This is a genomic window from Streptomyces sp. NPDC005784, assembly GCF_042871525.1.
GTDB lineage: Bacteria > Actinomycetota > Actinomycetes > Streptomycetales > Streptomycetaceae > Streptomyces.
Genome location: NZ_JBIAIQ010000046.1, coordinates 1 through 12361, shown reverse-complemented (window position 1 = coordinate 12361; position 12361 = coordinate 1). Strand labels below are relative to the sequence as shown.

The window sequence follows — 12361 nt, the reverse complement described above, 5'->3', positions numbered from 1 at the left end:
CTACCGCTGCTCGGTGTTGCGCCGGTTGGCGATCGTGTCGGTGGAGGTGGCTCCGGCCCACACACGGACGCTGTCGATCGTTCCGGGGAAGTAGCGCGCGGCGGCGCCGTTGATCTTTGCCCGGCCGATCTCGAACGCTCCGCCGCCCTGCCAGGGCGCTGAGTACGGCACGCCGTCCTCGTCGCCCATCAGGGCGCTGTCGACGTAGAGCTTCAGCGCGCCGAGCTTGGAGGTGTCGTCGGGGTCGGCTGCCGCCTGGGCGTCGTAGACGACCGTCAGCATGACCGGGACGCCCAGCCTGGCCGTGGTGAGCGCGGTGGACTCGCTCTCGGTCCAGACCGCCCCGGTGCCGTCCTTGTCGGGGCGGCCGAACATCCACCGTCCCTGGGTGCTGCCGGCCGGCTGGTCGTACCAGACCCCCCAGGCGGACTGGCTTGTGCCCGACTGGCCGAACACCTGCACCGCGTACGACTTGCTGGTGTCGGCGAGCTTGGCGGGGTCCAGCGTCACCCAGGCGGTCGCGGTGAACGAACCGGAGTCGTCGACGACCGGACCGGTGGCCGTGGCATAGGCGCTGGTGCCGTTCAGGGTCATCGCCTGCGTGGTCGTGACCTCTTCGCCGATATCCGGGTCGCCGGTGGTGAACTGGGTGAGCGCAGCTCCGTTGAGGGTCAGGTTCCGGCTGAAGCCGCTGATGTCTGTGATCGTGGTGCCGGTCGCGTTGGCCATGTCCGTGGCGTCCCACTTGGCGACGAGCGCCGGGACCGGGTCGCCGGCGGTGCCGTCGCTGAGGTCCTCGTCCTCCAGCCAGGCGTCGTGGGTGACCTCGGTGTCTGCGAGCGCACGGGACCAGACCTTGACCTCGTCGATGGTTCCGGCGAAGTTCTCCTTACCGGTCGCCGCGTGCCACAGCCGGCCGACCTGCAGACCTCCGGACGCCTTCCACGGGGTGACCGTGAACGGCACCGGACTGCCCTGCGGGACGCCGTTGACGTACAGCTGGATCGTCTGCGCCGCGGCGTCGTAGACGCCCGCCAGGTGAGTCCAGGCCTTCAGGACCGGGGGCTTGGTGCCGATCGAGCGGGTGATCGCTGGATCGGCGACATCCGTCTGATGGCGGTTGAAGATCCAGGCGTTGTAGGTACTGGAGAAGTAGAGCTGGAAGCCGGAGGCGTTCGTGCCCGCCTGCGACAGGACGGTGTAGTTGACGTCCTTTTTCTCCAGGCGCGCCCAGGCCGAGACGGTGAAGGACTTGGTGGTGTCGAGCACCGCGCCGGAGGTGGACAGATAGGCGGTCGTGCCGTTGAACTTCGCCGCGCCGGAGCCGCTGCGCGCCAGGGTGTCCCAGGTGGCCCCGGAGGAGGTCAGCGGGTGCTGGGTCGCGGTGGTGGAATCGGTGAGAGAGTTGTCCAGGTGCCAGATCCCCGAGGGGGCCTCGGCGCCCTTCACCAGGAAGCTGTAGTAGCCGGTGAGTGAGCTGTGTCCGGCCGCGTCGTAGCCCCAGACCTGGATGGTGTTCTCGCCGGCCTGGTTCGGCGTGATCGTCTGGGTCGTGGCCGCACCCTTGGCGACGGTGACCGGGGGCGAAATTGCGCCGCTGTTCAGCTTCCATTTGTAGCTGACTACGTCGGACTGGATGCCTGCAGTGGTGGGGTTGGTGTCTCCGGGGGTGAAGGTGAACTTGCCCGGCGTGCCCACTCCACCTGCGGCCGGGTCGGTCTCGGCCGGCTTGTAGATGCCGTCCGCGCTGGTCACCACCGGAGGCGGCGGCCAGTCGGTGTCGACCCGGAAGTAGCACCACGACGACCAGGAGGAGTCGAGCACGCCCGTGACGCCCCGGTCCGTCTTGTAGTACGCCTGCGTCTTGACCCGCATCCGGTAGTCCGTCTGCGCTGGCAGCGCGCTGGAGGACGCGTCACGGGCCGCATTGTCGGCCACCCAGGCGCTGTCCGGCGAAGCCGCGTACCAGGCGCGACTGGAGCCGTCGGCCTTCCACACCTCGAACAGGGCGCGCAACTGGGCGTTGGAGCCGTCGGCCGACTGAACCGTGGCCAGCATCTTCGGCGTGGTGGCACTGGTCGCGAACGGCAGCGTGGAGGCATTGCAGGCACGCCCGGTGGTGCCCTGCTGCACGCCGTACGAGGTCGGCTTGTCCGGGTAGGAAATGTACGTCACCGACAGCTTGGCGTCGTTGCGGAACCGCGCCCAGGCCCCGGCGTCCGACTCGTCGTGCGCGGTCAGCGAGAAGGTGATCTGCGGCGCCTTGTCCGCGGCGTAGGACGCGAGCGTCGTCGTCAGGTTCTCGTTCGTCTCGTCGAGGTTGTCACTGAAGCGCACCCAGTTCGCCGGCTGGGACGGGCTGCACAGGGAGCCCCGCCCGTAGGCCACGTTCCGGTCGCCCATCAGGTCCACCCCGGCGGGGCGGGACGACCACGTGGTGCTGGAGGAGATGCCCTTGTCCACGCGGCTCAGGTCGTACCAGTGCGGATCACAGGAGAACGTCCACTCCTGGTACACCTCCATCGTCGCGTCCAGGACCTTCTTGCCGTGGATCGACGACAGCGGGTACTCGAAGTACATGCGCTGGGTGTACGGGCTGTTCGAACAGAGGTAGCCGGCGTAGTTGGAGCAGCGCCCCACACCCTTGTCCCCGTCGAATTTCCAGTACTTGGTGCCGTTGGAAGCCAGAGCCGTCCAGTCGCCCAGAGTTATGCCCTTGGTCGGCGGGTCGATGTAGAGAGGGAAGACAGTGTCCTCTCCGTGAAGCAGGGCCGGATCGGGCGTGATCTCAAGAGTGGTCCCGTTGACCTTGAGCGGGAGCTCGGCTGCAGCGTCACCGCTGCCGGGGCCCTCCAACGGGGTCGGATCACCGCCGGCGGCAGGCAGTGGGGTCGTCTCCGTCGTCGGCTCGCCCTCAGTCTCCGCCGCTGCCGAAGAAGTTGTGCGGATAAATTGCGTGGTCACGCCAGTCGTGGCTGTGCCAGTGGTCGGAGCGTCACCGGCCGAGTCCCACATCCGCCCTGTCGGGCTCTCGAAGACCGGGGTGCCGTCGCCATCGCGCGCGACGAAACCGCCGTCAGCTGTCGGGGCGATGTCCAGGCCGTGACCTGACACCGTCATCCTGATCGTCGCGAGCGCCGGGTCCTTTGCCGCCTCAGCGGTCTTGACCACGAGCACCGAGGTGTAGCCGGAGCTGAGCGCGGTCAGTTTCAGGTCCACGTCCGGAAGGACTTCGGCATAGGTGGCGGTGTCGCCGTCGAGCTGGGGCTTGGGGAGCGCGGTGGGCCAGCCCAGTTCCAGCGAGTGCTCTTTGTCCTTCAGCGTGACCAGAGCGTCGCCGGTGCCGCCACCCGAGAAGGTGAGGCCGGCTGTGGTGTTCTCCGCCTGTACAGTGCCGCTGGCTTCGTGCACAAGGGTGGTGTCGATGGGGCCCCAAGTGCCGTCGTCCTTGCGGGCACGGACCGGGGCTGCGTTCATCTCCTGCGTGAAGGTGCCGTCCGGGTTGGCGAAGACCTGGGACGACTCGGTGGTCGCCGCGTCCACGGTCACCCGCTCACCGGTCGTGGCCGCACGAGTGCTTGCCTCTGACTCCGGAGTCCTGTCAGCCGTAGTCGTGGCCGCCCTGTCATCGGCGAGTGCCGGAGTCGCTCCGGCCCCGGCCACCGGGACCGCACATCCTAGGAGCGTGACGGCTATCGCCCCGCTCCGCATCGCCTGACGCCAGCGGTGCCGACGTTCTTGTGAAAGCACACCCCACCCGTTTTCTTAATTTTTCTTACAAGAAACTGCGGGGATCATGTGGTCGTTGATCATTTAGGTCAACGGTGGCGCGCATCACATTGGCTTGAATTCATGCTGCGACGGGATGTGAAGAAGCCCCTGAGCACCTCAACCGCCCTCCCCGTGCAGCTGTACCACCGTTCCGTCAACTGGCGCTCACGGACGGCGAGCGATGCTCAAGGCCTGTGGATCGGCCCCAGGTTGCACGCGAAGGGTGCACCTTCCGGGTGATCGATTGGCTGAAATCGAGTAGGCCGACGTTGACCCGCTGGCCGGGAAGGCCCCCCTAGCTCGTGGTAGTACCCGGTGAACTGGGATGGCAGAACACCCTCTTACCCTGCCTGCGCCAACACCGGCGTGCGCACGCGCAGTGCCTTCCCCATGACAATGGCGCAGCCCCCGAAGGGGGATACCGGGAGTTCCGCACGCCCGGGGTGTGTCGAAGATCAAGTTCTTCACGTGACGTTCCACGCTCACCCGCACCGTGGGGTGGCAGAAGTCCCCGCCAAGCGTTCGGCAAGCAACCTCACGGCAGTCATGCTCGGGCGAACAGGACGACGTCCACCAAGCAGAGCCTCCAGAACCGGCAGTAGTCGCGCCTGATGGTGGCGAAGGCCACTCTGCTGTGGAGGTTGAGGACGCCGACAACGAGTTCGGTTCCCTCGAAGCCGCACCCCGGCGGGCTGCCCGCCGCTGAAGTCGCCCCAGCCCAGGCGATTGCCTGCTCGGCTGCCGTGCGCCGTGCCTCAGCCGAGGCCGAGCGTGCTGAGCGCAGTCGTCCAGTCGGTGACGATCGCGCGCTGAGCGGCGGCGAGGGTGATCTTGTTGGCGCAGACCGCGGTGTGCAGTTTCGTCTCCACCGGGTCCTTCCGGTTGTTGACCCCGCCGCCCGCCTTGTGGCCCGGGTCCGGCGGCTCGACCCACAGGTTCCGGGGATCGTTGGGGTCGCCGCCGAGTTGCAGGCTGATGAGGTGGTCGTACTCGGCATCGTGCATGGAGCCTGTGTAGCCGTACGAGGCCGCGTTCAGGGCCTTCTCCTTGCTGGTGACGGATGTGGAGGGCCGGATGCCGGAGGTGTAGCCGCCCTTACGGCAGATCGTGGACTTCAGGTTTGACTGCGTGACCGCCGGAGAGATCGCACCCGGCGTGCACGCCGGGTCCTCCAGCGGCTCCCCCTTCTCGTACCGGAAATGGCAACTGCCCGCCGGGGGCTGCTGCTGGACGGTGTACTTGCCCTGCGGGCCGGCGCCGACCGCGATCGCCCGCGCAGGACCTTCGCCGCCCCGCGCGCCCGTACTCGATGGCCCAGTTATGGAGGGGGACACGGTCGGGACAGATGAACAGCCTGCCAGGAATACTGCGACAAGCAGTACGGACGATGCAGCGCGGCGGTTCGAGCGCATGACGACCCCTCACGAGCAGGAAATAGCTGGGCACATACTGCACGGTCAGCACAGCAGCACACCGGCCGGGGCCCGCGCAATGCAGCACGACACGATGCGGGGGCGCCACTACGCAGTCCAACGCCTGCGTAGTCGCCGGCCTCTGGGTGAGCGAGGTCTCCACGCCGTTGACCGGCTCGGTCGCCAAACGTGAACTCCAACCTGAACGACAGTCCCGGGACGTCAACGACGACCGGTACGACGAAGGCTGATTGGTGGAGCTCACCGTGCCCTAAGGGTTGCCCCCTCCCGTTCCGGGCGTCCGACCAGGCCAGCCACAAATCGCAGGGCAGCATAATCCGCCGCTACATCATCTGGCAGAACAAGCACGCCGGCCGACGAGCAGCTACGCAAGCTCGTCACCAGGGCGAACGTTGCCTGATGAGCACTAAGCGCCCGTGCGAGGCGCCCCAGCGAGGCCCCGCACCGCAGCAGCCGCGGGCGCGTCCTGCGTTCAGGCCACGGCGCGGAAGACGTACGCCGTCATCGGGGCGGTGACCGGCCCCGGGCCCAGACGGGCCGTCATCTCCTCAATGACGGTGGCCCGGACGGCCGGTCCGTCGCCGCGCTCCTCAACGGCCACGCGCACCGGTGTCCCGGTGAGGTACCCGGTGGCAAGGTCGGCGGTCGACGCGGCCCGGCTCTGAAGCGTCAGCTCCTGCTTGTCCTCGACGGCGAAACCGGCGGCCGCCAGATCAGCGGCCACAACATCGGGGTCGGCGTAGCCGTGCGGAAGCGTCGGGAAGAACCGCGGCGGGTCGACCGGAAAGGCCCGCTCCAGCCCGGCCTGCAGCGCGACTTCGAAGGCGTGCGGCCCGATCGGGCCCCAAGTGTTGAACAGGAACCGGCCCCCCGGGGCCAGCACCCGGTGGACCTCGGTGAAGGCCTCGATGCGGTCGGGAAAGAACATCACGCCGAACTGGCAGACCACCAGGTCGAAGCCTCCGTCCGGGAACGGCAGCCGCTGTGCGTCGGCTTGCCGCCACACCGGAAGCAGATGTCGAGGTAGGCCCGTGATCGGAGTTTCGCGGACATCTGGTGGGTGTGGACCGTGGCGTGCCGTCAACGACGGTCATGTTTCGAGCGCGCTATGTCGTGTGGTTTTCGGCGCCGGGGCCCGTTGGCAGTGGATGTGCGCGGGCACTACACGAAGTTCCATTCCTCTTGGGGCAGTGAGTGCCAGAGGTCGTGCCATTCGCGTAGCAGGAAGAGTGGTCGGGTCAGCATGATGTCGCCGGCCCGTTGGGAACGGATCGCCAGGCCGAGGTCGGTGCAGATCGGGTCGCCTGCGACGCTGTAGGACAGTCGCGCAGTGCGGCGGAGAAGCCAGTCCTCCAGCTGGGACGGCACGCAGCCGGTCAACGGGACGTCGTCGAGTCTCACTTGGGGGCCGTCGAGCGCGTTCACCGCCACGCATCCCAGGCGGTCGTCTCGGAAAAGGGCTCCGATATCGGTGGCGGCGAAGTCGGCGTAGACAAGCTGTTGCCGCCCACCGTCGTGGGAGTGGGACGTTACGGTCGGCTGCTCGTCCAGGGCGTCGGTGATCTCCTTCAGCGTCATGCCGAAGTGCAGCGGGCCGACTCCGACGAAGGGCGTGAACGTCCACTCTGCGCGCTCCTCACCCTGCGCGATCCGCCACGGCCCCTGATGTCCCGGTTGGCTTCCCGGGACCGCGAGGGGGTCCTCGGGCGCAGGCTCGGGCGGGGCCGCAGGCTCAGTCGCGGTCCAATCCGGGTGCCAGCGTCCGGGCAGTTCCTGGGCCGCGGTGTCGACTGGCTGCTCGGCTAGCCAGCGGAACGCCGCCTCATTACCTTCGTCCCACGGGTCCTCGGCCACCCTGCCTGCCTTGGCCAGGGTTGCGCAGCGTTCATCCTCTGCCGCGATGAGGCCCTCGACGTCCTCGCCCCATGCCGCCAGGCGCTCCCGGGCGATCCATCGGTAGTAGGAGTCCGCGCTCGTGGCCAGGACGTTGCGGACGAGCCGCGTGTGGCGCGGTATGGATGAAGCGAGTAGCGGATCGGCGAGCAGCAGGGCGGTGGCGGCGATGGCGGCCGCCCTCACCCGTGGATCGTCGTCCTGGCAGAAGGGCGCGACGTGGGAGTGGAGCGCCGCTCGCGCTGCCCGTGCCGCGGCCAGGTCCTGCGGTGCCCCGAGTTGCTCTGCGGCATCCAGACGGGCGATGTCCGCGAACGCGGCCACCCAGTTCAGCAGTTCGGCGCGCAGTGGTCGCTCGCCCGCCCTGCGCTCCCACCGGGCCACGGCGAGGGTGCGTGGATCGTCGAGCAGGGTGGCGATGATCAGGGCGGCTGGGGCGGTCGCGGGGAACACGCGCCCTTGATGGAGAAGCAGCCGGTACAGGTTTCCCACTGCCCTCACCCGATCTACTGGGTCGGCAGCGAGCATCGCGGCGAGAACGCCCGACGTGTCGGGCACGCTGTGCCGACCCGTACAGACGTGCGGTAGCTCCTCCCCGTTGGCACCGGTGAGTTCTGCGCGTGCTCTGGACGGCAGGGTGTCGGCGGAAGCATCCCAAGGTCGCGTGGGGGTCTCGTGATTCACGTCCGCAGTGTTCCAGCTGGATCCGACGTCTGCGGGCGGCGCCTTGGAGACGACCACAGTCCAACGCTGCTCGACCCAACTCCGCCTGGCGCTGCAGGGCACCCTGGCCGAACACCCTACCGCGCCTCGCCGTCACGGCAGGTGACCGACACGACTCTGGGCTTGCAAACTTCGGCCTGCCAAACTCGCAAACCATCGTGCACCACCGGACCCCCGACCATGTCCTTCCTCGCGACCACTCGCAAACTGTCGTACTCCGTCACACTCTGGATCTAAAATCGGAAATATGTTCGACGACTTGCCGCCTGACCTGGCGCGACTGCTCACCCTGCGGGTGTGGCACGCCATGTGGCTGCAGCGCATCGACACCAAGATCGCCGCTCTCCAGGAGCGGGAGGCCGAACAGGCACAGGGCCGCCAGAAGCAGCCCGAGGAGCCGGACTGGGTCGTCGAACTCGGCAACGGCCGCCCGCCCATCGAGGTCCATGTCGGCGGCTGCTACGCCGCGGGCAAACGCCGGCGCCCCGTCCCGCGCGACGAAGCACGCCGCCTCCTCACCTCGGGTGTACGCGCCTGCGGTCACTGCCAGCCGGACACCGCGCTGCAGATCCTCGACTTATCCGCCGGCCCGGCCCCCTCCCCCGCGATCCACTGACCGGCACCCCGCACCTTCCGGCCTCAGGCTGTCTTCGCGGTGATCAATCCACCCATCACCCGGAACAGGACACCCTGATGACCAGCGCTCCCCCGCCGCCGATCAGTGAACCGGACCCCTCCACCTTCAGCTGCCCCGGCAGTCTGGTCGGCCCGTGTTCCGGCTGTCAGCGGCGCACCCACAAGTACGGCAACGGCGGCCTGCCCCTGTGCCAGTGGTGCATGGCCCCCGTCCAGGACAACTGGGGCTCCACCGTCCGCTTCACCAGCACCCGCCCGCAAAGCACCTGATGCCGCACGGCCCTGCAGCCCATCCAGCCTCGGCTCACCGCCCACGGCCGGTGCCACCACGCCCCCGCTCAGGCAAGGCCTCGCCGCGCCCGGGCCTGCGCCTGCTCCTAGGCTGAAGGCCTCGGGGCTTGTCGCGGAGGTCTCCCATGCCCCGAACCATCTGGTCCGGCGCCATCTCATTCGGCCTGGTCACCGTGCCGATCCACGTGGTCAGTGCCCGGGAGGACCACAGCATCCACTTCCACCAGGTCCACCTGGAGGACATGGGCCGGGTACGGAGCCGCAAGATCTGCGAGCTCGAGGACCGCGAGGTAGCCCAGTCCGAGATCGGCAAGGGCTACCAGTGGGGCAAGGACACGATCATCCCGGTGCTCGACGAGGAACTGCGGGAGATACCGCTGCCCACCGCGAAGGCCATCGAGATCGAGGCGTTCGTGCCCCTGGACTCCATCGACCCGATCCAGATCGGCGAGGGCTACTACCTGGAACCCGACGGCCAGGTGGCGGCCAAGCCCTACACACTCCTGAGACAGGCCCTGGAGCGCTCGTCGAAGGTGGCCGTCGCCAAGTACGCCTGGAGCGGCCGTGAGCGGCTGGGCCTGCTCCGGGTACGCGACAACGTCATCGTCCTGCATTATGCGATGCGCTGGTCCGACGAGATCCGCGACCCGTCCCAGCTGAAACCGGAAGAGGTCGAGCTCACCGACGACGAGATCGCCCAGGCGGAGCAGCTCATCGACCGGCTGACCCGCGACGACCTTCAGGGCGAGGAATTCACCGACCGGTACACGGAAGCGGTGGAGCAGCTCATCGATGCCAAACGGGAGAACCGCGAACCCCCCACGGCCGAGGAGCCTGAGGCGCCGGCACAAGTCGTCGACCTGATGGCCGCGCTCAAGGAGTCCGTGGCCAAGGCCCGCGAGTCCCGAGGCGAAGACGCCACCGTCCACGACCTGCCCAAGAAGAAGACTGCAGCTAAAAAGACGACGACCGCAAAGACGGCGAAGAAGCAGCCCGCCAAGAAAGCAGCCAAGAAAACGACAGGACGGAAGCCGCGGCGCAGCGCCTGAACCTGCTCACCACCAGCTGAACAGATCTGGTCGTGTGCCGAACAACGGTTGTGCGTGCCTCCACAGCCTTCACGAAGGTCCGCCCCGCGGCCGGGCGTTGGTGATGCTGTTGCGCGGCGCCTCGTTGCGCAGCGGGCCGCGGCGCCAAGGTCGCTGCAGTTCGTGAGACTGTAGCCGGGGAAAGGATTCGCACGGTGTTGCGGGTATGGACTCCGTGGTGCCACATCTGCGGTTGGCGGAGCAACACGGTGATGACGATGCAGAGCAGGGCGTCCGACTTCATCCGCTATCCCTCGGCGGGGGGCTGCAATGAGGGGCCCTGCGCTTCTCGGACAGCGGCGTTGAGGGTTCTACCTATGCCGCTGCCTGCAACTCCTCGTACTCGGCGTGGACTTCTGCGGGAGTCTTGTAGCCGAGTCCGGAGTGGAGGCGTTTTCGATTGTAGAACATCTCGATGTAGCGGACGATCGCCCGGTGGGCGTGTGCGCGTGTCGGGAACGTAGTTCGGTGCACGAGTTCGTTTTTGAGGGCGCCGAAGAATGATTCGGCCATCGCATTGTCCCAGCAGACACCGGTGCGGCCGACCGACGCTCGCAGGCCCAACGAGCGCAGCTTGCAACGAAGTTCGCGAGACGTGTATTGGGCGAGTTCAACCGGTCGTTGCAACACCGGGCTGTTGTAGTGAGCGTAGTTGCTCCTCGAAGACCTCGGCTGGTGTCCGCCAACCGAGGGTCTTGCGGGGCCGGTTGTTGATCGCCAGGGCGACGGCTTCGAGGTCTGCGGACGACCACCGGGACAGATCGGTGCCCTTCGGGAAGTACTGACGCAGCAGCCCGTTCGTGTTCTCGTTCGTCGGTCGTTGCCAGGGCGAGTGCGGATCGGCGAAGAACACCTTCGTCCCGGTTTCGACGGCGAACTGGGCATGCCCGGAGAGTTCCTTCCCGCGGTCCCAGGTGAGGGTTTTGCGCAGTTGCTCGGGCAACTGCGCCATCGACGCCGTAAGCGCCGTGTTCATCGCGACGGCGCCATAGCCCCCGAGCGAGGGACCGTTCTTCACGGGCGGATTCTCGCCCCAGCCCTCCAGCCGAGGCAGGTGCACCAGGAGCGTGGACCGGCTGCTGCGCTCGACAAGCGTGCCGATCGCGGACCGGCCCGTCCCGATGATCAAATCTCCCTCCCAGTGCCCGGGGACCGCACGGTCCGCAGCCTCGGCGGGGCGTTCACTGAGGACGACCTCCGCGGTGACATGCCCCTGCGGCTTGTTCTGCGCCCGGGAACGGGGAGTCCGCAGCGCCCGGCCAGTGCGCAGACATGCGACCAGTTCCCGCTTGAGCGCGCCACGGCCCTCAATGAACAGCGACTGATAGATCGCTTCGTGGCTGATGCGCATGGACTCATCATCGGGGAAGTCGGCACCAAGTCGGTGCGAGATCTGTTCCGGGCTCCACGCCATCGCCCATCGTCTGTCCTGCCGATGCGGCTTGTTCAAGCCCTTCCAGGCGCGCGTCTCAGGCCCGGTGACGATCGTGCCGTCGGGTCGACGGACACTGCCGGCGAGCCGATCCTGCACGTACTCACGCAACCTGTCGTTGCCCACGAGTTTCGCGGTCTTCGGACGCTTCGCGGCCTGCTGCGCCTTCCACTGCGCCACCAGGGCCCGGTAAACCGACTTGCCACTCCGGGTCGCCGCGTTGCGGCGCAGCTCGCGTGAGATCGTGCCCGGGTCGCGTCCGATCCTGCGGGCGATCTCGCGCACGCCGATCTCCTGGGCGCGCAGCAGCGCGATCTCCTCCCGCTCGGCGAACGACAGGTAGCGGCCCGTGGGCTCATCCAGGCTGATCGGCGGCATGCCGCCAGCGTGACGGAACCACCGGGATCCGACCGGCCATGAAACGCCAACAGCCACCGCGGCCTCTGCCGTCGTCACTCCCGACGCGATCCGCCGCCAGAAGTCCCGCTGCACCGCACGAGACGGCTCCGGTCGGCCTGGCGAACGCATCGACGGTCGCAACGCCCGATCCGCCGCCCACTGCCGCCGAGCACCCGCAGGCAACTTCGGCATTCGTCGCTTGCTCCGTCCCATCGCACACCTCCGTGATCAAGGTGTTGCGACGACCAGTTGAATCCGCCTTGACTGCCACGATCGGAATGAAAAATGCAGCCGTCGGTGAGGTCGATGTTCCGGGCGGCCATATCGAGTGCATCCGATATGAGTGAGGTCTTCATGTGGTCGGCCATTGCCCAGCCGACTACCGCTTTGGTGTGGCAGTCGATGACGGTCGCGAGATAGAGGAACCCGGCCCAGGTGTGAACGTAGGTGATGTCGCTGACCAGTTTGCGGCCGGGAGCGTCAGCGGTGAAGTCGCGGGCCAGCAGGTCGGGTGTGGCCGGCGCCGCGTCATCGGCGATGGTGGTCGCCCGCCAGGGCCGCGGCTGGCATGGCACCAGGCCGAGCTCGCGCATCAGCGCGCGGACCAGTTCCGCTCCGGCCTGCACGTTCATCCGCTGGAGCGCGGCGTGGACACGCCGGTAGCCGTAGGTCTCGTGTGAGTCGGAGAAGACCTG

10 protein-coding genes and 1 pseudogene are annotated in these 12361 nt (G+C 67.6%); 4 read left to right on the top strand and 7 right to left on the bottom strand.

From position 1 onward, the window contains the following. Nucleotides 1–3549, bottom strand: a complete 3549-nt coding sequence (locus ACFYR3_RS39625) for a LamG-like jellyroll fold domain-containing protein (protein WP_389286931.1) — start codon at nt 3547–3549, stop codon at nt 1–3. A gap of 977 nt (nt 3550–4526) precedes the next feature. After that, nucleotides 4527–5183, bottom strand: a complete 657-nt coding sequence (locus ACFYR3_RS39620; protein ID WP_389286929.1) for a hypothetical protein — start codon at nt 5181–5183, stop codon at nt 4527–4529. 300 nt (nt 5184–5483) lie between these two features. Between ACFYR3_RS39620 and ACFYR3_RS39615 the strand changes: the two are divergent. Further along, nucleotides 5484–5604: pseudogene (locus tag ACFYR3_RS39615) on the top strand (transposase); the annotation flags it as partial. Nucleotides 5605–5676: 72 nt separating this feature from the next. Here ACFYR3_RS39615 and ACFYR3_RS39610 read toward each other — a convergent pair. Together ACFYR3_RS39610 and ACFYR3_RS39605 are read right to left on the bottom strand one after the other, a co-directional pair. After that, nucleotides 5677–6210 carry a class I SAM-dependent methyltransferase gene (locus ACFYR3_RS39610; protein WP_389286927.1) on the bottom strand — a complete coding sequence of 178 codons (534 nt, stop codon included), beginning with the start codon at nt 6208–6210 and terminating at the stop codon, nt 5677–5679. Nucleotides 6211–6365: 155 nt separating this feature from the next. Next, nucleotides 6366–7550: a hypothetical protein gene (locus ACFYR3_RS39605; RefSeq protein WP_389286926.1), complete on the bottom strand. Its 1185-nt coding sequence runs from the start codon at nt 7548–7550 to the stop codon at nt 6366–6368. A 517-nt stretch (nt 7551–8067) separates the two neighbouring features. Here ACFYR3_RS39605 and ACFYR3_RS39600 point away from each other — a divergent pair. The 3 genes from ACFYR3_RS39600 (at nt 8068) to ACFYR3_RS39590 (ending at nt 9796) form a co-directional block, all read left to right on the top strand. After that, nucleotides 8068–8436, top strand: coding sequence for a DUF6233 domain-containing protein (locus ACFYR3_RS39600; RefSeq protein ID WP_389286924.1), 369 nt, complete (start codon nt 8068–8070; stop codon nt 8434–8436). A gap of 77 nt (nt 8437–8513) precedes the next feature. Continuing rightward, nucleotides 8514–8726 carry a hypothetical protein gene (locus ACFYR3_RS39595; RefSeq protein WP_389286922.1) on the top strand — a complete coding sequence of 71 codons (213 nt, stop codon included), beginning with the start codon at nt 8514–8516 and terminating at the stop codon, nt 8724–8726. A 146-nt stretch (nt 8727–8872) separates the two neighbouring features. Then, complete coding sequence (locus tag ACFYR3_RS39590) at nt 8873–9796, top strand: Ku protein (protein WP_389286920.1); 924 nt, start codon at nt 8873–8875, stop codon at nt 9794–9796. A 354-nt stretch (nt 9797–10150) separates the two neighbouring features. On the opposite strand, the gene ACFYR3_RS39585 is transcribed toward ACFYR3_RS39590, so the two are convergent. From ACFYR3_RS39585 to ACFYR3_RS39575, 3 genes are all read right to left on the bottom strand, one after another. Continuing rightward, nucleotides 10151–10465: an integrase core domain-containing protein gene (locus ACFYR3_RS39585; protein ID WP_389286918.1), complete on the bottom strand. Its 315-nt coding sequence runs from the start codon at nt 10463–10465 to the stop codon at nt 10151–10153. Continuing rightward, complete coding sequence (locus ACFYR3_RS39580; protein WP_389286916.1) at nt 10446–11645, bottom strand: IS30 family transposase; 1200 nt, start codon at nt 11643–11645, stop codon at nt 10446–10448. The genes ACFYR3_RS39585 and ACFYR3_RS39580 overlap by 20 nt, the downstream gene beginning before the upstream one ends. A 74-nt stretch (nt 11646–11719) precedes the next feature. After that, nucleotides 11720–12361: DDE-type integrase/transposase/recombinase (locus tag ACFYR3_RS39575; protein WP_389286914.1), on the bottom strand; the 642-nt coding region annotated here is incomplete at its 5' end.

Coding starts and splice junctions, on each gene's coding strand:
- ACFYR3_RS39620 (WP_389286929.1), bottom strand. CDS start 5,183: ATGCGCTCGAACCGCCGCGCTGCATCGTCCGTACTGCTTGTCGCAGTA.
- ACFYR3_RS39600 (WP_389286924.1), top strand. CDS start 8,068: ATGTTCGACGACTTGCCGCCTGACCTGGCGCGACTGCTCACCCTGCGG.
- ACFYR3_RS39595 (WP_389286922.1), top strand. CDS start 8,514: ATGACCAGCGCTCCCCCGCCGCCGATCAGTGAACCGGACCCCTCCACC.
- ACFYR3_RS39590 (WP_389286920.1), top strand. CDS start 8,873: ATGCCCCGAACCATCTGGTCCGGCGCCATCTCATTCGGCCTGGTCACC.
- ACFYR3_RS39580 (WP_389286916.1), bottom strand. CDS start 11,645: ATGCCGCCGATCAGCCTGGATGAGCCCACGGGCCGCTACCTGTCGTTC.